The organism is Pseudomonas sp. F8002 (assembly GCF_013385495.1).
GTDB lineage: Bacteria > Pseudomonadota > Gammaproteobacteria > Pseudomonadales > Pseudomonadaceae > Aquipseudomonas.
Genome location: NZ_JACAPW010000002.1, coordinates 308,614 through 328,394, shown reverse-complemented (window position 1 = coordinate 328,394; position 19,781 = coordinate 308,614). Strand labels below are relative to the sequence as shown.

Sequence of the window (19,781 nt, the reverse complement as noted above, 5' to 3'; positions counted from 1 at the left end):
GTAAGTTTGTTGCTATAGACCTTAAAAATAATATCTCGCGGGGTTTTTTGCTCCGGTATGTTGCATGCACTTGAATCAGTGTGAAAAAGCCGATTTTCACGCACTTGTTTGGGGCGAAATCCCACGTTTATGGAGGTCCCGATGGCTGCCTATAACCTGCGCCAGCTCAGATATTTTGTAACCACGGCCGAGTGCGGCAGCGTGGCAGAGGCCTCGCGCAAGCTCTATATCGCGCAACCGTCGGTGTCGACGGCCATCAAGCAACTGGAAGACAGCTTCGGCGTGCAGCTGTTTATCCGCCATCACGCTCAAGGGGTGTCGCTGACGCCGAGCGGTGCGCGGTTCTATCGCAAGGCCCTGGAGCTGCTGCGGGTGGCCCATGAGTTTGAGCAGAACGCCCTGGCAGACAATGACGTGGTGGCGGGGCAGATCGATATCGGTTGCTTCGAAACCGTGGCACCGCTGTATTTGCCGCGCTTGATTGCCGGTTTCCGGGAGCGTTGGCCGGGGGTGGAAATCCGTCTGCGCGATGGCGAACAACAGGAACTGGTGCAGGCGCTGACGGCCGGCAGTATCGATGTGGCGATGCTGTTTGAGCATGACCTGGGCAGCGCCATCGAGACCACGCCGCTGATGCCGCCGCAGCAACCCTATGCGTTGCTGCCGGCGGATCACCGGTTTGCGCAGCAGGCCAAGGTGTCGTTGGCGGACTTGGTGCTGGAACCGATGATTTTGCTGGATGTGCTGCCGAGCCGGACGTACTTCGTGAGCATCTTTGAAGAGCGTGGGCTGACGCCGAATATTGTCTTCAGTTCGCCGTCGATCGAGATGGTGCGCGGGATGGTGGGGCGCGGGTTCGGGTTTTCGATCCTGGTGACCAAGCCGTTTTCGCCGTATTCCTATGACGGGCAGAAACTGGTGTGCGTGCCATTGGCGGAGACGGTGACGGGGTCGGGGTTGTCGGCGGTGTGGTTGCGGCGGGCGCCGTTGACCAAGCCGGTGCAGTTGTTTGTGGAGTATTGCCGGGAAGAGCTGGCGCGGTTGTTAGGTTAGACACAGAACTAAAAATGTGGGAGCGGGCTTGCTCGCGAATGCGGTGGATCAGTCAATACATCGGGTGACTGTCACACCGCATTCGCGAGCAAGCCCGCTCCCACATTTGGCCCGCGTTTCAGGCGCGAATCGAGTCGAGCATGCGCAACAACATGGCATCGCAAGCCTTCAGTTGCGCAACACTCACAAACTCATCCGGCTTATGCCCCTGGTCCATGCTCCCAGGCCCGCACACCACCGTCGGAATGCCCGCCGCATCAAACAACCCACCCTCGGTCCCGAACGCCACGGTGCCAAATTCCCGCGAGCCGCAAAACGCCGCAATCAGCTCCGCCGCCTGGCTGCGCTGGTCGGTGGCCAGCCCCGGGTACGCCGACAACTCACTGAAGCGAATCGCACTCTGCCGGCTCACCGCCTGCATCCGCGGCAACACCTGCTGCATCGCATAGGCTTGCAGCTCCTCGGCCACTTCACCCGGGTCCATCGAGGGCAGGGCGCGCACTTCAAAGTCAAAACGGCAATCGGCAGGCACGATATTCAACGCCTTGCCCCCGGAGATCACCCCGGTTTGCACGGTGCTGAACGGCGGGTCAAAGCGCTCGTCCTGATGCACCTTGAGGCGCTGGCCGATTCGCCCCAGCTCACCAATCAACTCGGCCGCATACTCGATCGCATTCACGCCCTGGGGCGCATACGCCGAATGGCAGGCCTCGCCATGCACTTCACAGCGCATGGCGAGCTTGCCTTTATGGCCCAGCACCGGCTTCAACTCGGTGGGCTCGCCGATAATGCACAGCAGTGGTTTCACCGGCCATTGTTCCAGCACCTTGAGCAACGAACGCACCCCAAGGCAGCCGACTTCCTCGTCGTAGGACAGGGCGATGTGCACCGGCATGCGCAAGTCTGCGCTTGCCAAGGCCGGCACCAGCGCCAGTACACAGGCGATGTAGCCCTTCATGTCCGCCGTGCCCCGGCCAAACAGCTTGCCGTCGCGTTCGGTCAACTCAAACGGCGGCAACGTCCACGGCTGGCCATCCACCGGCACCACATCGGTGTGCCCCGACAGCACAATCCCGGGCACATTCGCCGGGCCGAGGGTGGCGAACAGATTGGCCTTGCTGCGCTCATCGTTGTAGATCAACTCGCAAGGCACGCCGAACCCTGCCAGGTAATCGCGCACGAACTCGATCAGCTTCAGGTTGGATTCGCGGCTGGTGGTATCAAACCCCACCAGCGCCTGCAGCAGTTCGCGGCTGGTGCTCATCGGTCGTCTCCGGCCACGCCGTAGCCAGGGGAGCGGTCCGGGGCGAGGGCGCGGTCGATGTAGTCCTGCACCTGTGGACGGTAGGCGTCCCAGAGCTTTTGCAGCTCGGCGATCGGCTGCTCGTCGGCCCAATCCACCCGCAGGTTGATGATCGGCCAGGTCAGCTCGCCCACCACCACCAGCGCGGCGGAATGCACCGGCCCGGCTTCGCCCCCGGCGGCAATGGCCGCATGCATCGCGGCCAGCAGGCGGTCTGCCAGTTGGCCTTCGCCTTGCTCGAAGGCCTTGACCATCGCCTCGATCACCGCGCGGTCGGCGAGCATATTGCCGGCGGCCACGCACTGTTCGCCCGACACCGCATTGTGGGTGCCAAGGGTTTCGTTGCCGCTGAAATGCACCGTGCGCCCGAGGTGATCAATCGCCGTCAGTTGCCGGTATTGGCTGTAGCCGTTGCGGGTCAGGGCCTTGTCTACGGCATCGGCAGGGGCAAGGCCTTGCTCCAATAGATCGAGTACGTCCGGGCCCAGGGCGGGCAGGGTGATGTTCTGGGTCGAGACCGCACCCACGCCGGGCCGCAGCCATGGGCAGCGGGCGCCCACGGCGATGCTCGATGAGCTGATGGCAATGCCCATCTGGCCGGTTTCCGCGCAGCGGGCGACGATTGAAAAGGTCATGTCGTGCCTCCTTGGGTTACTCGGGAATGACTGCAATCACGTCGATTTCCATCAGCCACTGTGGCTGGCCCAGGGCCGAAACCACCAACCCGGTGGAGATCGGGAACACGCCCTTGAGCCACTTGCCGACTTCCTGGTACACCGGCTCGCGGTAGCGCGGATCGATCAGGTAGGTGGTGGTCTTGACGATGTGGCTCAGGTCGCTGCCGGCCTCTTCCAGCAGTTGCTTGACGTTTTTCATTGCCTGTTCGGCTTGCGCGCGCGGGTCGCCAAGGCCCATCAGGTTGCCGTCGAAATCGGTGCCCACCTGGCCCCGTACATACACCGTGTTGCCGGCGCGTACGGCCTGGCACAGGTCATTGTCCAGGCTCTGGTTAGGGTAGGTTTCCTTGGTGTTGAACATGCGGATGCGAGTGTGAGTAGGCATCAAAAAAACTCCAGAAAAAAGTGATCAGGCGCTGACAGGTGAGGTGTGAACAACCGGTGTGGGTTCGCGGTACTCAAGGTATTGACGCTGGATGGCGATATGGTCGGCCACGTACTTGGCGTCATGCCACACGCCCCAGATAAACGACGAGCCCCGGCGCGACTGCCATGGCAAACCGAGGAAGTAGATGCCCGACTCGCTGGCTACGCCGCGCTGGTGCTGCGGCTTGCCGGCGGCGTCAAATGCATCGACCTTCAGCCAGCTGTAATCCACGGCAAACCCGGTTGCCCAGATGATTGAAGTGATACCGGCCTTGGCCAGGTCCAGTTCCAGGATCGGGTGCTTGATGCACTCGGCATCGGGGAATACGCGACGCGCTTCGGGCTCTGGCGGCAGGTCGAGGCCGTTACGCTCGATATAGGCATCCGCCGCATCCAGCAGGGCCAGGTAGTTCTCATCGCCGCGGGCCAGGTTTTCCACCAGGTTGGGCTGGAAGCTCGCAACGCTGCCGTTGAAGGATTGGGTCAGGCCGACCAGGGTCATGCCTTGTTGGGCCAGCTCGCGGAAGTCGATGGTCTTGCCGCCGTGGGCGCCGCTCACCGCAATGGTCACGTGCTCGCGGCCGGGTTTCATCGCGGCCTGGTCCCACTCACCCAACACGCCCAGCCACCAGCAGAAATCGCGGTTGCGATAGGCACGCGGTGGGCGGTCGTGAGCACCCACCGACAGGTACACCTGGCGCCCGGAGCGTTGCAGTTCGTCGGCGATCTGCACCCCGGAGGAACCCGCCCCCACCACCAGCACCGCGCCGGCCGGCAGTTGCGCGGGGTTGCGGTAGTCGGCGGAGTGGATCTGGTGCAGCGCGCTGTCTTGAGGGGCAATCGCCGGAATCACCGGCTTCTGGAACGGCCCGGTGGCCGCCACCACGCGGTTGGCTTCGATCACGCCCTCGCTGGTGTGGATGGTGAAGCCGGGGCGACCGATATTGCGCACCACCGAGGTCACGTCGACGCCGGTACGAATCGGTGCATTGAACTTGCGTGCATAGGCTTCGAAGTAGTCCGCCACACGCTCTTTCGGCGCAAAGCCATCGGGGGCGACGTTATCGAAGGCCAGGCCCGGAAAACGGTCATGCCAGGCCGGGCCGTTGGCGACCAGCGAGTCCCAGCGGCCGGTGCGCCAGCGCTCGGCGATACGGCTGCGCTCCAGCACCAGGTGCGGCACGCCTTGCTTGCTCAGGTGCTCGCTCATGGCGACGCCAGCCTGACCGGCTCCCACCACCAGCGTGTCTGTTTTTGTTATTGCTTGAGTCATGTGTCTGTCCTTGCGTAATGCAGTTGGATTCAGCTTGGGCATGGCTTCAAGGCTAGGGGGAGGGCGGTTTTTAATAAAATATTATTAAGCTGGGAAGTGAGCATAAATATCGGATGCAGGCTCACCCTATCGGGTGATTTCGAGGATGGAGCGGGTGTGCAACCATCCTTGCAGTTCTTTCAGCGAGTGTTTGAAGTGGAAAACGACCGGCTTTCTTCTGCGCAATGGTTCGAACAGATGGCCCGGGTGACCGATAGCATCGGGCAATCGGGGTTCGCCGCGACCTTGTTCGAGGCTCTCGGTTATCTCCAGCCGATCCAGGCCACCACGCTGTATTTCTACCCGCGCGGCGGCATGCCCAGTGCGCTGTTCGAGCTGGACGGGCCATGGTTGCCACAAGGCAATGTGCGCCAGTACCTGTCGGGGTTTTATCTGCTCGACCCGTTTTACGGGGCCTGTGTGGAGGGCGTCAGCTCCGGGTGTTACGAGCTGGCCGAGGTCGCCCCCGATCACTTCGAGCTCAGCGAATACTTCCAGTCGTTTTACCGCCACTCGCATCTGGAGGATGAGCTGAACTACATCCTGCAGTCGAGCAACGGCTCGAGCCTGGCGGTGTCGCTGGCCTTTACGCAAAAGCTCGACGCCACCACCACCGGGCAATTCAAACGCATCGCGCCGTGGGTGCTGGCGGTGCTGGGCAAGCATTTCGTTGGCCTGGATGCCCAGGGGGCGCGATTCGAAAACCTGCTGGAGCAGCGCATTCACTCGGCGCTGAACAACTTCGGCTCGTCGATATTGACCGAGCGGGAATGCCGGATCGCCCAACTGATCCTGCGCGGGCATTCCACCCGTTCGCTGGCCGAACGCCTCGACGTCTCGGAAGACACCATCAAGTCCCACCGCAAACACATCTACACCAAGCTCGATATCGGCGCGCAATCGGAACTGTTTGCCCTGTTTATCGATTCGCTGGCCGAAGCCCAGGGCGTCCTGAGCAAAGACCCCCTTGAAAGCTACATGAGCAAGCACCGCTGAGCGGCGTTGCTCGCCCTTGCGTCACTACTAATAAGAGAGAAATACCATGAACGTACCCGCCCAACTGAACCGCCTGACCGAGGACTACCAGAAGTCGGATGCGGCCCACCACATCCATGCATTTGTCGATCAAAAAGCGCTGAATGCCGAAGGCCCGCGGGTGATGGTGCGCGGTGAGGGCCTTTACCTGTGGGACAGCGAAGGCAAGCGTTACCTGGACGGCATGTCGGGCCTGTGGTGCACCCAGCTGGGTTACGGTCGCAGGGACTTGACCGCTGCCGCTGCCGCCCAGATGGACCAGTTGGCGTACTACAACATGTTCTTTCACACCACCCACCCGGCGGTGATCGAGCTGTCGGAGTTGCTCTTCAGCCTGTTGCCGGGCCACTACAGCCACGTGATCTACACCAACTCCGGCTCCGAGGCCAACGAAGTATTGATCCGTACCGTGCGCCGTTACTGGCAAGTGGTCGGCCAACCGCAGAAAAAAATCATGATCGGGCGCTGGAATGGTTATCACGGCTCCACGCTGGCGGCGTCTGCCCTGGGCGGCATGAAGTTCATGCACGAGATGGGCGGCCTGATTCCCGACGTGGCACACATTGACGAACCCTACTGGTACGCCCATGGCGGCGAGCTGACGCCTGCCGAGTTCGGCCGCCGCTGCGCCTTGCAGCTGGAAGAGAAAATCCTCGAGCTGGGCGCTGAAAACGTCGCCGGGTTTATCGCCGAGCCGTTCCAGGGCGCGGGCGGCATGATCTTCCCGCCGGAAAGCTACTGGCCCGAGATCCAGCGCATTTGCCGGCAATACGATGTGCTGCTGTGTGCCGATGAGGTGATTGGTGGCTTTGGCCGTACCGGCGAATGGTTCGCCCATCAACACTTCGGTTTCGAGCCCGACACCCTGTCCATCGCCAAGGGCTTGACCTCCGGTTACCTGCCGATGGGTGGCCTGGTGCTGAGCAAGCGCGTGGCCGATGCGCTGGTGGAGCGCGGCGGCGTGTTTGCCCACGGGCTGACCTATTCCGGGCACCCCGTGGCGGCGGCGGTGGCGCTGGCCAACCTCAAGGCGCTGCGGGACGAAGGCATCGTGCGCCTGGTGAAGAACGACACCGGACCGTACCTGCAAAAAATCCTCCATGAAGTGTTTGGCAATCACCCGATGATCGGCGAGATCCAGGGCACGGGCCTGCTCGCGGCCTTGCAGTTCGCCGAAGACAAGAGCACCCGCAAGCGCTTCGAGAACGAAAACGACCTGGCCTGGCGGTGCCGCACGTTTGGTTTCGAAGAGGGCGTAATCATTCGCTCGACGCTGGGCCGCATGATCATGGCGCCGGCACTGGTGGCCACGCGCACTGAGCTGGACGAGCTGGTTGAAAAGACCCGCATCGCCGTGGATCGCACCGCACGGATCGCGGGAAAACTCTGAAGTGACCAGCGCGCCACCCCAGGCGAGGGGTGGTGCGCAACCTCCATCAGGCAACGCTGAACGGCATCGATGCCATCGAATGCCGCGACGCCATGCATCCCCATTTCCAGGAGTCACCCATGAATACAATAACAAACGTGACCGATACACCCGCTCATCAATCCTCACCCAAAGCCGCCTCGTCCCGCCGCTTCCGTCAGCCGCTGGGTCTTATCGGGCTGGTGTTGTTCGGCCTGGCGTACATGGTGCCGCTGTCGGTGTTTACCACCTACGGGCTGGTGACCCAAATGACCAAGGGCCACTTGCCGACCGCCTACATGCTGACTCTCGCCGCCATGCTGCTGACGGCCTACAGCTATGGGCGCATGGTCCAGGCGCATCCCTATTCGGGCTCGGTCTACTCCTACACCCGCAAGGCGTTTGGCGCTTACTTCGGCTTCATCGCCGGGTGGACCCTGTTGCTGGACTACATCTTCCTGCCGTTGCTCAGCTATTTGCTGATCGGCATCTACATGTCCGAGTATTTTCCCGGGGTGCCGACCGCCGTGTGGGTGCTCGGCTCGATTGCCCTGGTGACCACGCTGAACCTGGTGGGCATCGAGTCCATCACCCGGGTCAACTGGATACTCATCGTCGCTCAGTTGGTGTTCATCGTGGTGTTCGTGGCGTTGTCGGTGCACACCCTGAGCGAGCAGTCCGCACCCGTGTCGCTGCTGGCGCCATTCCACCATGAAGGCTTCAGCGCGCCGCTGATCATGGCGGGCGCCGCGGTGCTGTGCCTGTCGTTTCTTGGCTTCGATGCGGTGTCGACCATGGCCGAGGAAACCCCCAACCCACGCCGCACCATCCCGTTGGCGATCATGGTGGTGTCGCTGTTCGGCGGCCTGCTGTTCCTGCTGGTTTCGTATTTCGCGCAAATGGTGTTCCCGCAATGGAACAGCTTCGTCGACCCGGATGCCGCCTCGGTGGATGTGATGCGCCGGGTGGGCGGCGAACTGCTGGTGACCGCCTTTACCGCAACCTATGTCGCCGGTTGCTTCGCCTCGGCGATGGTCTCCCAGGCCAGTGTGTCGCGGGTGCTGTTCGCCATGGGGCGTGACGGCGCGCTGCCCCGCGTGCTCGGCAAGCTGGTGACGAAAAAGCGCGTGCCCGCCACGGCCATCGTGCTGGTCAGCCTGTTCTCGCTGATTGCCTTGTTCATCACGCTGGATACCGTCGCCAACATGATCAGCTTCGGTGCGCTGTTTGCGTTCTCGGCGGTGAACCTGGCGGTGATCAAGCACTACCTGGTCGACCAGAAGTTGCGCGGCACCAGGAACTACTTGCTGTACGCGGTTGTGCCGGCGCTGGGGTTCCTCAGCACGATCTGGCTATGGAGCAGCCTTTCCAGCCTGTCGTTCACCATCGGCCTGTGCTGGATGGGGCTTGGGCTCCTGTGCCTGCTGGGCATCACGCGGGGGCTGCGCGTGAAGATGCCGGAACTGCAGATCGCCGAGTGAACCCCTCGTTTATCCATCGCCATTCATTGGGAGTACAACGTGTTCGACCTTAACTACTGGCAACAGCGTGTTGCCCGCCAGACGTTCATCAACACCGCCCTGATCGGTGGCCGCTCAGTGAATGCGGCATCCGGGGCGACCTTCGACGCCATTAATCCTGCGACCCAGCAGTTGCTGTCGCGGGTTGCAGCCTGCGGTGACGCAGAAGTCGACCTGGCCGTGCGCAGCGCACGCCAGGCCTTCGAGACCGGCCCCTGGCGACGGATGCCGCCGGTGGAGCGCAAGAAAATTTTGATCAGGCTCGCCGAATTACTGATGACCCACCGCGAGGAACTGGCGCTGCTCGATTCGCTGAACATGGGCAAGCCGGTGATGGACGCCTACAACGTTGACGTGCCCGGCGCCGCCAATGTGTTTGCCTGGTACGGCGAAGCCCTCGACAAACTCTACGATCAAGTCGCGCCCACCGCTCACAACGCGTTGGCAACCATCACGCGTGAAGCACTGGGGGTGATCGCGGCGGTAGTGCCGTGGAACTTCCCGCTCGACATGGCCGCCTGGAAACTCGCGCCGGCGTTGGCGGCCGGTAACAGCGTGGTCTTGAAACCTGCCGAGCAGTCGCCGTTTTCTGCCCTGCGCCTGGCCCAGCTTGCCCTGGAAGCCGGTGTCCCGGAAGGTGTGTTGAATGTAGTGCCCGGCCTCGGCGACAGTGCCGGCAAGGCCCTGGGGCTGCACCCCGACGTGGATTGCCTGGTGTTCACCGGCTCCACTCAGGTGGGCAAATACTTCATGCAGTATTCCGCCCAGTCCAACCTGAAACAGGTGTGGCTGGAGTGTGGCGGCAAGAGCCCGAACCTGGTGTTTGAGGACTGCCAGGACCTAAACCTTGCGGCGCAGAAGGCCGCCTTCGGCATCTTTTTCAACCAGGGCGAAGTGTGTTCGGCCAACTCCCGTCTCTACGTGCAACGCTCCATCCATGACGAGTTCGTCGAGCGCCTGATCGCCAAGTCGCGCGCCTGGATGCCGGGTGATCCGCTGGACCCCGGCAGTGCAGCCGGTGCCATCGTCGACAGTGAACAAACCGCACGCATCATGCACGCCATCAGCCAGGCCCAGGGGGAGGGCGCCAGGCTGTTGTGCGGTGGCGAACAGTTGAGCATCAACGGCTCCTCCAACTTTATCCAGCCAACCATTTTTGCCGGTGTGACCCACGACATGGCCCTGTCCCGCGATGAAGTGTTCGGCCCAGTGCTTGCCGTCAGCGCTTTCGACACGGAAGAGCAGGCGATACAGCAGGCCAACGCCAGCCTCTACGGCCTGGCGGCCTCGGTCTGGAGTGATGACCTCAACCGTGCGCACCGCGTGGCCCGTGCCCTGAATGCCGGGACGGTGTCGGTCAACACCATCGACGCCCTGGATGTGGCGGTGCCGTTCGGTGGTGGCAAGCAATCCGGGTTCGGGCGTGATTTGTCGCTGCACGCTTTTGACAAGTACACGCAGCTGAAAACCACCTGGTTTCAGCTGCGTTGACTCATGCGGTTATCCGGTCGTGTATTTATGCGTGCGCGACCGGCACAACTACAGGCAAAATCAGTGCGAACCCAGAGGGCTTTGAACACCATGGTCACTATTCGCGTAATGAGCACTGCCGACTACGACGCCGTGCTCGAACTGATGCAGAAAACGCCTGGCATCTCCCTGCGCGATGCCGACTCCCGCGAGGCCACTGAGCGTTACCTGGAGCGCAATCCAGGCATGAGTTTCGTCGCCGAGGTCGACGGGGGGCTGGTTGGGTGCGTGATGTGCGGGCACGATGGCCGGCGCGGGTATTTGCAGCACCTGCTGGTGCTGCCCGCGTATCGGCGCCAGGGTATTGCGAACGCGTTGGTTGAGCGCTGCCTCACCAGCCTGGCGCAATTGGGCATCCGCAAATGCCACCTGGATGTGTTCAAGACCAACGACAGCGCTGCCCGTTATTGGCAGGGCCAGGGCTGGCAGCTGAGGACCGATATTGATCGCTATTCGTTTACCCGGCCGGGTGACGAGAACGCCTGACGTCCATGGAGGGACAGATGCTCGAGATACGACGCGCCACGCTGGAAGATGCACAGGCAGCCTTCGACATTCGCCTGTTGGCCATACGCAGCCAATGCATCGGCGCCTATACGTCCGAGCAGATGATGTTGTGGACGCAAGGCGCAGCCAAGGACGGTTACGACACGCTGATGGACAAGCATTTTTACCTGGGCTGCGTGAACGCTGAACCTGTGGCCACCGGCATGCTGGATCTGGCGAACAACGAAATCGGTGCGCTGTTTGTGCTGCCCGGGTTTACCGGGCGCGGGATTGGCAAGCAGATATTGGTGTATCTGGAGGCGTTGGCGCGGGAGTTGGGGATTGAGGAAGTGATCCTGGACGCGACGTTGAATGCGGCGGATTTTTATCGGCGGTGTGGGTATGTGGGGACCGAGCAGGCCATCTATCATTCGCCGTCGGGGTTGCAGCTGGCCTGTATTCCTATGCGCAAACACCTCCACAATGTTCGCTGACCCACCCAAAACCTTGTGGCGAGGGGGCTTGCTGTGGCGAGGGAGCTTGCTCCCGCTGGGTCGCGAAGCGGCCCCAATAAAGCCAGCGCAATCTGACTGAAAGAACTCGCTGACCTTCTTGGGGCTGCTGCGCAGCCCAGCGGGAGCAAGCTCCCTCGCCACAGGTCATGTGTCGTCTTGGGTATTGAACTCCGTACGCAAACACCTGATCACCTCGCTCACCGAAGCTCCTTGAACCACCGGCGGCGTAGGGCTCTCACCAAACTCCCGCCAGATAAAAAGCGTCAGCTCCGCACCGTCGGTAGCCTTCTGCTGCGTCCCGAAATCCTGCAACACCCGATAGCGCTCATCCTGCCAGAACAGCGCTTCAACCCATCCATACACCGGTATGAAATGAAAGTGCAGCGGGAAGCCCGGCATATGCCCGAACCGGCTGATGTAAAGCCACTTGGGCTTCAACTGAGCCTCCATGACCCGCTGGGTTTTGGCCAGCAACCCACCCAGCTCCGCGAGCGCCGCATCGGGCATCTCGGCCAGTGAGTCAACCGGCGCCTTGGCACCCAGCATCAGGTAGCCCGGCAGTGCGGATGACAGGTGGTGATTGAGCAGCCAGTGCTCGGTCTCATGCACAACAAAGGATGGATCGATCTTCATCGACGGGCTTCCATGCGAAGAGGCTTGGCAGGATACCAAGAGTCATCGCCCTGTATCCCGCAAATGCAGCGGATCTGTCTCTATCGCGGCATTCACCTTATAGATACGGTTCATCCATACCTATTCAATGCCGAGAAAACCATGGACCTGACCGCAATCCCCTTTGGCACCACCGACTGGTCGACCCTCGAGCCGGTGATGCATCCCGGCGAAACCGGCAGTGCGTATTGGCGCACTTGCCAGTTCGGTTCAACCCGTGTGCGCATGGTCGAATACAGCGCCGGTTACCTGGCTGATCACTGGTGTTGGCGCGGGCATATCCTGCTGTGCCTGGAAGGTGAGCTGCACACCGAGCTGGAGGATGGCCGGCAGTTCACGCTGACTGCCGGGATGAGTTATCAGGTGGGCAATGACATGGAGGGGCATCGGTCATCGACTACCGTCGGGGCGAAGTTGTTCGTGGTGGATTGAGGCGTCAAGCCAGTCGCACAATCAACTTGCCGAAGTTGCGCCCCTCCAGCAGCCCGATAAACGCCTCAGGCGCTTGCTCCAGGCCCTCGACAATGTCTTCGCGCCACTTCAGCTTGCCCTGATCAATCCACTGCGCGGCTTCCTGCAAGAAGTCGTCCTGCTGCTCGTCAACAAACTCGGTCTGGATGAAGCCGCGCACTGTGAGGCTCTTGGCGAGGATGTCGTGCATAGTCGCCGGCAGTCGGTCGACCTGTTGCCCAGGCACCGAGCGGTCGTTGTAATGGGCGATCAGCCCACATACGGGTATCCGCGCAAAGTCATTGAGCAGCGGCCTCACGGCATCCCAAACCGCCCCCGAGACATTTTCGAAGTAAACGTCAATTCCATTGGGGCAGGCTTCGGCCAACTGCTGGGCAAAATCCGCTGCGCGATGGTCGATGACGGCATCAAACCCGAGTTCATTTTTCACGAATGCGCATTTCTCCGGCCCACCCGCGATACCCACCGCGCGTGCGCCCTTGATGCGGGCGATCTGGCCGACCACCGAGCCCACTGCGCCACTCGCCGCCGCCACTACCACGGTGTCACCGGGCTTGGGTTGGCCGATAGTGAGCAACCCCGAGTACGCGGTGAACCCCGGCATTCCAAGAACTCCCAGCGCTGTGCTGGGGTGGGCTATGCCCGGATCCAGAAGCCGCAGATCGAGGCCGTCCGAGAGCGCAAATCGCTGCCAGCCGGCATAGGCAAGCACGATGTCGCCCTCTTGCCACAACGGGTTTCGTGAATGTTTGATCCGCGCGACCGTGCCGCCCACCATCACCTCGCCGATGCCCACTGGCTCGGCATAGGATTTGGCCGCACTCATGCGCCAGCGCATGTAGGGGTCGAGGGACAGATAGAGGTTTTCCAGCAACACTTCGCCTTCGGCAGGCGCGGGAATCGCGCTGTACTCCACGCGAAAATCGCTGGGTTGCGGGCGCCCGTCGGGGCGGGCGGCCAGTACGATGCGTTGGTTCTGGAGCTGGGTCATGAGGCTCTTCCTGGTTGATAACGTTCCAGCAGGGTAGTCATGCTTAAGCTATCGAGGTAGGGTGATATCTATTGATTCAGGGTTAACCCAAACATGATATCTGACGCGTTTGAACCCTATCTGCTACGAACCTTTATCTCGGTATGCCAGCACGGCAGCCTGAGTGGCGCAGCCCAGCAGGCGGGCAGGGCGCAATCGGCCCTAAGCGCACAAATCCGCCGGCTTGAGGAGTTGCTAGGCCAGCGGCTGTTGCGCAGAACAGGTCGGGGCGTGGTGCCCACTACCGAAGGCGAACTGCTGCTCACCTACGCGACGCGCATTCTGGCCTTGGGCGAGACGGTAGCAGCGCGCCTGAAAGAGCGCACGGTGATGGGCAATGTGCGCGTCGGGCTCTCGGAAGACGTGGCGGTATCGGCGTTGCCGGCAGCGCTCGGCCGGCTACGGCGCGCCTGCCCGCATGTACACCTGGAGGTCGTTGTTGATCACGGCGACGCACTCGCCGAACGTTGGAATGACGGCGAGCTGGACGTGGCCATTGGCGTCAGCTCATCGTTCAACGCCGACCCTGTGCACGCCTGGAACGTCGAGCTGTACTGGGTGTGCGCGATTGATGAAGAAATCGATGCGGCGCTGCCGCTGGATGTCATCGTGTATGCCGAACCCTGTGCCTGGCGGCGCTTGATGTTTGATGCCTTGCTGAACGCCGGGCGGGATTTTCGGGTCACGGTGACCAGCCCGAACATTGGCGTAATCACCGCAGCGGTGGAGGGCGGATTGGGTGTGGCCTTGCTGCCGGCGGAGAATATTCGGCCGGAGACCATGCGCATCATTTCCCTGGCTGAAAGCGATGGGCCTATTTTGAGTGTCAACTACGGCCTGTACGCCGTTCCACGGCAAAGCGACAGCATCCGCGCGGCAGTGGAACTGCTCACCGAGAGTTTTCACGCGATGACTCAACCCTTGCGATAAACCCCCGCCAACTCCCGCGCCAGCCCAATGAAATTCTGCAACGGCGTCGACGGATTGAACGCGCGCCGCACCAGGGTGATCGGTGCCAGCAACCTGGGTCGCGCATCGCTGATCCGGCAGTACACCACGCTTTCGCGATGCACGTCGCGCATCGACGCCGGCACCACCGAGATGCCTTCGCCTGCGGCCACCAGGCTGACGTTGGTCAGCATGCGCTCCACTTCAAAGGCAATCTTCGGCTCGAAGCCGGCGTTCTGGCAGGCCTTGATCAGGTTGGCGTACATCCCCGGCGCGCCGGGGCGGCGGACCAGGATGAAGCGTTCGTCCTTGAGGTCGGCCATGGTGATTTTTGGCTCGGCACCCTTGAGCAGCGCATGCCCGACGGGCAGGGTCAGCAGCATTTCTTCGTTGAGCAATCGGTGGAACGTGAGGCTTTGGTGGTCGCCCACCGGTGCGCGGAGGATGCCGATGTCGATGCGTTTTTCGATGGTGTCTTCGGTGACTTCCCGGGCGCTGCCTTCGTTGATCGAGAGCTCCACGCCCGGGTATTGCTCGCGGTAGGCGCGGATGATTCGCGGGATCAGCGGGTGGGCGGCGGCGGAACTGGTGAAGGCAATGACCAACGTGCCTTCGATACCCTGGGCAGCGCGAGCCGCCTTGAGTGAACCTTGCTCGACGCGGGCGAGGATCACTCGCGCTTCATCGAGAAACACCAGTCCGCCGGCAGTCAGGTCGACGCCCTTGGGGTGGCGCTTGAACAGGTCGAATCCCAGCTCTTGTTCGAGGGCACGAATCTGTTGGCTGAGGGGCGGCTGCTGCATGTTCAGGCGAGCGGCAGCGCGGGTGAAATGTCGCTCTTCGGCCACCATGATGAAATAACGTAAATGGCGAAGTTCCATGGTGGTATATCCCGTGACAAGACTTTATTATTTGTGGCCTGAATGCGCCTTGGCGACCAATATGCCGAAAGTGGCCTGATCCGACAATAACAATAAATAAAAAGACCATGGAGCATTGATGTCGACCCGATTTTCGAATAACGCCACCTTGCCTATTTTGATTGCCATTGCTCTTGGCATGGTGTTGGGGCTTTTTTATCCGGGCGTGGCAGTCGAGATGAAGCTGCTCAGTGACGCCTTTATAAAAGTGGTCGGGTTACTGATGCCATTTCTGTTGTTTGTGCTGGTGTCGACCGGTGTCGCAGGTATCAAGCGCGAGCCCCACCATCGGCATGTAGTGGGGCGGATCGTGGTGTATTTCCAGCTGATGTCCCTTGCTGCATTGGTGTTGGGAATGTCGACGGGGTGGTTGTTCAGCCTGGATCATACGGCAGTTGCCAGCCTGGATTTTGATCATCTGACACCGCCTGCCGCGCCCGAAACGCTGCTGCACGAGCTGTCGATGACCTCGATTTCGTCCAGTCTTTACAAGGTTTTCACCCAAAGCCTGGTGCTCCAGGTGATGCTGGTGGCGGTGCTGTGCGGCCTGCTGCTGGGGCGTGGCGGCCAGGTCGCAAACCGCTGCCTCGGTTGGCTGGAAGCGGCGGTCGCCGGGTTGTTCTGGTTGCTGCGGTTTATCCTGAAGTTCGCACCGCTGGCGGCGTTTGGGGCGATGGCATTTGTGGTGGGAAAGTACGGTTTAAGTTCGGTGCTGCCGCTCTTGAAGTTCATTGTTGTTATTTACCTGGTTTGCGCGGTGTTCGTCATTCTAGTGTTCGCCACGATTACCCGCCTGCTCGGCGTTAAATTGAGCCGGCTAATTGCTTACTTGAAAGAAGAGTTGTTGTTGGTGACGTTCACCGGCTCTTCAGTGGCCGCACTTCCAGGTTGCGTCAGCAAACTTGAGGCGCTGGGCTGTGATCGCCAATTAGTGCGCCTGGTGTTGACCACCGGGTATACGTTCAACTTGGCCGGTACCAATCTTTACCTGACCACCGCCATCATGTTTCTGGCGCATCTGGCCGGGGTGGAGATTGCCGTGCCCGAGTTGCTGGCGGTACTGGTGATCTGCCTGTTTACCTCGCTGGGGTCTACCAGTGTGGCGGGCTCGGCGCTGTTTACCCTGATTGCTACCTTGAACATCCTGCAACTGGTGCCACTGGAAGGGGTGGGTTTGTTGTTGGGAGTGGAACGGCTGATGAAGTGTCGGTCGTTGACCAATGTGCTGGGCAATTGCGTGGCATGCCTGGCGATATGCGGGTGGCAGAAGTCGATTGACCGTGAGGTGTTGAAGCGGGAACTGAGTCACTGAGCCGAGCACATTCCTCAGGTAAAAGCAGATCAAATGTGGGAGCTGGCTTGCCTGCGATAGCGGTATGTCAGTCGATAAATCTGTTGTCTGACACTCCGCTATCGCGGGCAAGCCCGGCTCCCACATTCAGATCGCATTTCAGCCCTTGGCGTTGAGCAACTTGTCGAAGGCCTTGTCCAGGTTGCCTTCAGCACCTTTCAACTTCTCACGACGCTCCTTCAACCAGCTCTGGTCCGCGTCGAGATTCTTGCGCGCCTCCACCAGCATCCGCTTGACCTCTTCCGGCTGCGGCCCACCCGTACCCTTGCGAGTCTTGACCATCGTGGTCGGCGACAGCGCAGCACGGAAACCGGCCTCATCCAGCGGCAACGTATTCGGCGTCCATTTGTATTTGTCCGCGGCCTGGGTGTACAGCTTCTGCGCGTCCGCATACGCGAAGGTCTTCGGCGTGGTGCCATTGCTGCGCGCCTCGGTGACGATCAACGAGGCGAAGCTGTGGCCAATGCGGAACGGTACCTTGAACTGACGCTCCAGGGTGTCGGCCAACTCCATGGACGTGGTCCATTCCGACTCCAGCTCATCCAGCGCCCGCTGGGGGTTGATCTGCAGCGCATCGAGCACGGCATCCATGCTTTTGAACATGTCATCGGTGGACTGGAACAGCCCCAATGAATCGAACGCAAACTTGTAGTCGGTCATGCCGGTGGTGACGTTATGCGCGCGTAAGGTCACGGTTTGCGCCAGACCCACCACGTCCGAGGCCGATTCCCGAGTGCGCATCAACAACCCCGGGTTGCGTTTTTGCGGCATCGCACTGCTGGTGTAGGTGGACTCTTCGTCCAGCAGCAACCAGGGGCGGATCTGATGGTACTGGGTATGGATATCGCCAATCATCGCGCCGATGCGGATCGCTGAAGACGCCGCGAGGTTGGCCGCCTCGATCGGGATGTCGTAGGTCGACACCTGGCTCGAATCCAGGGAGTTTTCCCGCACGCCGTCGAACCCCAGCAACTCGGCCAGGCGTTCGCGGTTCAGCGGGTAAGCGGAGTTCGCCAGTACCGCGGTGCCCATCGGGCTCAGGTTGAGGCGAGTGTAGAGTTCACGGATGCGTTGGCCGTCGCGATCAAATGCGGCTTCGAACGCCAGCAGGTAGTGCGCATAGCTGATGGGCATGGCCTGCACGCCGTTGGTGTAGGCGGGCACCAGGGTGTCGATGTTCTTGTCGGCGATGTTCAGGATACGTTGGCGGGTGGCGTTCAGTGCCTCGCTGTAGGCCAGCACCTGGGAGCGCAGTTTGGCCAGGCGGTAGGTGGCGAGCATGTCCTGGCGGCTGCGGCCGGAGTGGATCAGCGACGCTTCCGGACCGATCTTGTCGGTCATGATTTTTTCCAGTTGCAGCACGTCTTCCGGGCGCTTGCCATCGGGCTGGTCGGCCTGGTCGATGGCAAAGCGCACGCCGCCGGCGATCTTGTGGCCCATGTCCGGCTTGACGATGCCTTCTTCGGTGAGCATCACGATCGAGGCTTTGTTGATGCGGTTCAACCAGGCGAACTGGGTTTGGGTCGGGTCGCCCTTGGCCTTGTGGGCGCTTTGCGAGGAGCCCGGCGTGGCGCCGACTTTGGCCGCCTGGGCGGCGCATTCTTCGGTGGTTTTGCAGGGCAACGCGCCGGTGTCGGCGGCGTAGGCGCCGTAACTGCTGAACAGGGCAAAGGCGACGGCCAGGTGGATCAGGCTTTTTCTGCTATTCATGTGCAACGCTCCGGGAAAAATCACAGCAAGGGCAGGGTGTAGCTGACGATAAAGCGGTTCTGGTCGATATCGCTGCCGCTGCCATTGCTGCGATACGTGCCATTGCGCCATTTCACTTCAAGGTTCTTCAGGGCACCGCTCTGGAACACGTAGCCAATATCGGTGTTGCGCTCCCACTCGGTGCCTTCCAGGGTTCGGGTACGCACGAAGTTGTCACCCTTGAGGTAGCGGGTCATGAAGGTCAGGCCGGGGATGCCGAGGGCGGCGAAGTCATAGTCGTAGCGGGCCTGCCAGGACTTTTCCTCGGGGTTGGCGAAGTCCGGCGAGATCATCACGTAGTTGACGAGGTAGGAGTCGGTACCGTCCAGGTGGGGGAAGCCGGTGGTGCCTTTCATGCGCTGGTAGGCGGCGCCGAACGAGTGGCCGTGGAGGCTGTAGGTGAACTTGGCACCGAAGGCCTGGTTGTCGATGTTGCTGTTGCCTTCCTTGCTGGAGTCGGCGTAACGCAGGTCGGTCTTGAACGACTGCGCGTCACCCAGTGGCAGGGTATGGACCAGGTTGAAGATGTGTTGCTTGTAGTTGTTCTCGAGGTTGGCGTAGTGGTAGCCGGTGACCAGGGTTTTGGTCCAGCTGTAGCTGGCACTGGCGAAGTCGAATTTATCGCTGGGCACGGCGCCCTTGATGCCTTTGCCGTCGACTTCGATGTCTGCATGGCCGCTGTCGTTACGCAGGGTGTTGCTGGTCAGGCGCCCGGCATCGAAGGTCAGGCCGGCGATGTCCTGGCTGGTCAATTGAGTGCCGCGAAAGGTCTGGGGCAGCAGCCGGCCATCGTTGGGCAGTACGGTCGGCAGCTTGGGGATCAGCGTGCCGAATTTGAGCACGCTTTTGGAGATCCGCGCCTTGGCGGTGGCGCCCATTCGACTGTAGCTGTCCGGTGCGCCATCCTCGCCCACGGGAAGCAGGCCGGTGTTTTGGCGGTCGGGGCTTGAGTCCAGTTTCAAACCCTGCAGGCCGATGGCATCGAGGCCAAAGCCCACCAGGCCTTCGGTGTAACCCGACTGGTAATTGAGGATCAGCCCTTGGGCCCACTCATCGCGTTTGGACTGGCTCGCGTTGGGCTGGCGGTAATCGCTGTTGAAGTAGAAGTTGCGAAATTCGAGGTCGGCCTTGCTGTCTTTGAAAAAGTCAGCTTCGGCAAAGGTTGGGAAGGCGAGGGTCAAACCGAGGGTGGCCGAAGTCAAGCCCAGGGTAATGGGGGATTTGTTCATTGTTATTCCCGTTGTCTGCTGCTTATTTTTAGAATTATCTGGCCGGACGGCGACAGGGAGACGCGTCCGGCTTGCGCAGGCTAACGAGTTGTATTGCAGATTGAAAATATATAGAAAGTGTTGATGCGAGACGAAAAAAGTATGAA

General features: G+C 61.1%; 19 protein-coding genes. 10 read left to right on the top strand and 9 right to left on the bottom strand.

Annotated elements, in window-relative coordinates:
* Positions 1 to 141 precede the first annotated feature (141 nt).
* On the top strand, positions 142 to 1,053 hold the full coding sequence (locus HX811_RS03870; protein ID WP_003210159.1) for a LysR substrate-binding domain-containing protein: 912 nt from the start codon (positions 142 to 144) through the stop codon (positions 1,051 to 1,053).
* Positions 1,054 to 1,171: 118 nt separating this feature from the next.
* On the opposite strand, the gene argE is transcribed toward HX811_RS03870, so the two are convergent.
* From argE to HX811_RS03850, 4 genes are read right to left on the bottom strand one after another with little or no spacing between them, the layout of a single operon-like run.
* Positions 1,172 to 2,317, bottom strand: coding sequence for an acetylornithine deacetylase (argE, locus tag HX811_RS03865; RefSeq protein WP_102606138.1), 1,146 nt, complete (start codon positions 2,315 to 2,317; stop codon positions 1,172 to 1,174).
* The gene (locus HX811_RS03860; protein ID WP_003207324.1) at positions 2,314 to 2,991 is read right to left on the bottom strand and encodes a DUF1028 domain-containing protein; all 678 of its coding nucleotides are present in this window, start codon (positions 2,989 to 2,991) and stop codon (positions 2,314 to 2,316) included. Before HX811_RS03860 ends, argE begins: the two co-directional genes overlap by 4 nt.
* Before the next feature lie 16 nt (positions 2,992 to 3,007).
* The gene (locus tag HX811_RS03855; protein ID WP_177044819.1) at positions 3,008 to 3,418 is read right to left on the bottom strand and encodes a RidA family protein; all 411 of its coding nucleotides are present in this window, start codon (positions 3,416 to 3,418) and stop codon (positions 3,008 to 3,010) included.
* Positions 3,419 to 3,442: 24 nt separating this feature from the next.
* Positions 3,443 to 4,774 (bottom strand): flavin-containing monooxygenase, encoded by a 1,332-nt coding sequence (locus tag HX811_RS03850; RefSeq protein WP_371132352.1) that lies wholly within the window; start codon positions 4,772 to 4,774, stop codon positions 3,443 to 3,445.
* Positions 4,775 to 4,969: 195 nt separating this feature from the next.
* Here HX811_RS03850 and HX811_RS03845 point away from each other — a divergent pair, with 195 nt between their 5' ends.
* The 6 genes from HX811_RS03845 to HX811_RS03820 all read left to right on the top strand — a co-directional run bounded on the left by HX811_RS03845 (position 4,970) and on the right by HX811_RS03820 (position 11,244).
* Positions 4,970 to 5,767, top strand: coding sequence for a helix-turn-helix transcriptional regulator (locus tag HX811_RS03845; RefSeq protein ID WP_102370257.1), 798 nt, complete (start codon positions 4,970 to 4,972; stop codon positions 5,765 to 5,767).
* A 46-nt stretch (positions 5,768 to 5,813) separates the two neighbouring features.
* Positions 5,814 to 7,196, top strand: coding sequence for an aspartate aminotransferase family protein (locus HX811_RS03840; RefSeq protein ID WP_177044818.1), 1,383 nt, complete (start codon positions 5,814 to 5,816; stop codon positions 7,194 to 7,196).
* Between the two features lie 119 nt (positions 7,197 to 7,315).
* Positions 7,316 to 8,695: an APC family permease gene (locus HX811_RS03835; RefSeq protein WP_177044817.1), complete on the top strand. Its 1,380-nt coding sequence runs from the start codon at positions 7,316 to 7,318 to the stop codon at positions 8,693 to 8,695.
* 39 nt (positions 8,696 to 8,734) lie between these two features.
* The gene (locus HX811_RS03830) at positions 8,735 to 10,225 is read left to right on the top strand and encodes an aldehyde dehydrogenase (protein WP_177044816.1); all 1,491 of its coding nucleotides are present in this window, start codon (positions 8,735 to 8,737) and stop codon (positions 10,223 to 10,225) included.
* A 27-nt stretch (positions 10,226 to 10,252) separates the two neighbouring features.
* Positions 10,253 to 10,750, top strand: a complete 498-nt coding sequence (locus tag HX811_RS03825; RefSeq protein WP_256344370.1) for a GNAT family N-acetyltransferase — start codon at positions 10,253 to 10,255, stop codon at positions 10,748 to 10,750.
* A 17-nt stretch (positions 10,751 to 10,767) separates the two neighbouring features.
* The gene (locus tag HX811_RS03820; protein ID WP_177044815.1) at positions 10,768 to 11,244 is read left to right on the top strand and encodes a GNAT family N-acetyltransferase; all 477 of its coding nucleotides are present in this window, start codon (positions 10,768 to 10,770) and stop codon (positions 11,242 to 11,244) included.
* A 165-nt stretch (positions 11,245 to 11,409) separates the two neighbouring features.
* Here HX811_RS03820 and HX811_RS03815 read toward each other — a convergent pair whose 3' ends face one another.
* Positions 11,410 to 11,898: an HIT family protein gene (locus HX811_RS03815; RefSeq protein ID WP_102368849.1), complete on the bottom strand. Its 489-nt coding sequence runs from the start codon at positions 11,896 to 11,898 to the stop codon at positions 11,410 to 11,412.
* Positions 11,899 to 12,039: 141 nt separating this feature from the next.
* Between HX811_RS03815 and HX811_RS03810 the strand changes: the two genes are divergently transcribed.
* Positions 12,040 to 12,369, top strand: a complete 330-nt coding sequence (locus tag HX811_RS03810) for a DHCW motif cupin fold protein (RefSeq protein ID WP_003207343.1) — start codon at positions 12,040 to 12,042, stop codon at positions 12,367 to 12,369.
* Between the two features lie 4 nt (positions 12,370 to 12,373).
* Here HX811_RS03810 and HX811_RS03805 read toward each other — a convergent pair whose 3' ends face one another.
* The gene (locus HX811_RS03805) at positions 12,374 to 13,399 is read right to left on the bottom strand and encodes an NADP-dependent oxidoreductase (RefSeq protein WP_177044814.1); all 1,026 of its coding nucleotides are present in this window, start codon (positions 13,397 to 13,399) and stop codon (positions 12,374 to 12,376) included.
* Positions 13,400 to 13,492: 93 nt separating this feature from the next.
* Between HX811_RS03805 and HX811_RS03800 the strand changes: the two genes are divergently transcribed.
* Positions 13,493 to 14,368, top strand: a complete 876-nt coding sequence (locus tag HX811_RS03800; RefSeq protein WP_023658772.1) for a LysR family transcriptional regulator — start codon at positions 13,493 to 13,495, stop codon at positions 14,366 to 14,368.
* Here the strand turns inward: HX811_RS03800 and HX811_RS03795 are convergent.
* Entirely contained in the window at positions 14,353 to 15,267 is a 915-nt protein-coding gene (locus HX811_RS03795) for a LysR family transcriptional regulator (RefSeq protein WP_003207349.1), read from the bottom strand. The two genes, HX811_RS03800 and HX811_RS03795, sit on opposite strands and share 16 nt — an antisense overlap.
* A 118-nt stretch (positions 15,268 to 15,385) precedes the next feature.
* Between HX811_RS03795 and HX811_RS03790 the strand changes: the two genes are divergently transcribed.
* Positions 15,386 to 16,618, top strand: a complete 1,233-nt coding sequence (locus tag HX811_RS03790; RefSeq protein ID WP_177044811.1) for a cation:dicarboxylate symporter family transporter — start codon at positions 15,386 to 15,388, stop codon at positions 16,616 to 16,618.
* A 138-nt stretch (positions 16,619 to 16,756) separates the two neighbouring features.
* On the opposite strand, the gene HX811_RS03785 is transcribed toward HX811_RS03790, so the two are convergent.
* The gene (locus HX811_RS03785) at positions 16,757 to 18,367 is read right to left on the bottom strand and encodes an argininosuccinate lyase (RefSeq protein WP_003207353.1); all 1,611 of its coding nucleotides are present in this window, start codon (positions 18,365 to 18,367) and stop codon (positions 16,757 to 16,759) included.
* A gap of 20 nt (positions 18,368 to 18,387) precedes the next feature.
* Positions 18,388 to 19,635 (bottom strand): OprD family porin, encoded by a 1,248-nt coding sequence (locus HX811_RS03780; protein ID WP_008435327.1) that lies wholly within the window; start codon positions 19,633 to 19,635, stop codon positions 18,388 to 18,390.
* Between the last annotated feature and the right edge of the window lie 146 nt (positions 19,636 to 19,781).

Bases quoted from the DNA above. Each gene is read 5' to 3' on its own strand.
- HX811_RS03780 (WP_008435327.1), bottom strand. From the start codon at position 19,635: ATGAACAAATCCCCCATTACCCTGGGCTTGACTTCGGCCACCCTCGGT.
- HX811_RS03800 (WP_023658772.1), top strand. From the start codon at position 13,493: ATGATATCTGACGCGTTTGAACCCTATCTGCTACGAACCTTTATCTCG.
- HX811_RS03860 (WP_003207324.1), bottom strand. From the start codon at position 2,991: ATGACCTTTTCAATCGTCGCCCGCTGCGCGGAAACCGGCCAGATGGGC.
- HX811_RS03820 (WP_177044815.1), top strand. From the start codon at position 10,768: ATGCTCGAGATACGACGCGCCACGCTGGAAGATGCACAGGCAGCCTTC.
- HX811_RS03795 (WP_003207349.1), bottom strand. From the start codon at position 15,267: ATGGAACTTCGCCATTTACGTTATTTCATCATGGTGGCCGAAGAGCGA.
- HX811_RS03850 (WP_371132352.1), bottom strand. From the start codon at position 4,774: ATGCCCAAGCTGAATCCAACTGCATTACGCAAGGACAGACACATGACT.
- HX811_RS03870 (WP_003210159.1), top strand. From the start codon at position 142: ATGGCTGCCTATAACCTGCGCCAGCTCAGATATTTTGTAACCACGGCC.
- HX811_RS03810 (WP_003207343.1), top strand. From the start codon at position 12,040: ATGGACCTGACCGCAATCCCCTTTGGCACCACCGACTGGTCGACCCTC.
- HX811_RS03815 (WP_102368849.1), bottom strand. From the start codon at position 11,898: ATGAAGATCGATCCATCCTTTGTTGTGCATGAGACCGAGCACTGGCTG.
- HX811_RS03825 (WP_256344370.1), top strand. From the start codon at position 10,253: ATGCGTGCGCGACCGGCACAACTACAGGCAAAATCAGTGCGAACCCAG.
- HX811_RS03785 (WP_003207353.1), bottom strand. From the start codon at position 18,367: ATGAATAGCAGAAAAAGCCTGATCCACCTGGCCGTCGCCTTTGCCCTG.
- HX811_RS03790 (WP_177044811.1), top strand. From the start codon at position 15,386: ATGTCGACCCGATTTTCGAATAACGCCACCTTGCCTATTTTGATTGCC.
- HX811_RS03840 (WP_177044818.1), top strand. From the start codon at position 5,814: ATGAACGTACCCGCCCAACTGAACCGCCTGACCGAGGACTACCAGAAG.
- HX811_RS03835 (WP_177044817.1), top strand. From the start codon at position 7,316: ATGAATACAATAACAAACGTGACCGATACACCCGCTCATCAATCCTCA.
- HX811_RS03805 (WP_177044814.1), bottom strand. From the start codon at position 13,399: ATGACCCAGCTCCAGAACCAACGCATCGTACTGGCCGCCCGCCCCGAC.
- HX811_RS03845 (WP_102370257.1), top strand. From the start codon at position 4,970: ATGGCCCGGGTGACCGATAGCATCGGGCAATCGGGGTTCGCCGCGACC.
- argE (WP_102606138.1), bottom strand. From the start codon at position 2,317: ATGAGCACCAGCCGCGAACTGCTGCAGGCGCTGGTGGGGTTTGATACC.
- HX811_RS03855 (WP_177044819.1), bottom strand. From the start codon at position 3,418: ATGCCTACTCACACTCGCATCCGCATGTTCAACACCAAGGAAACCTAC.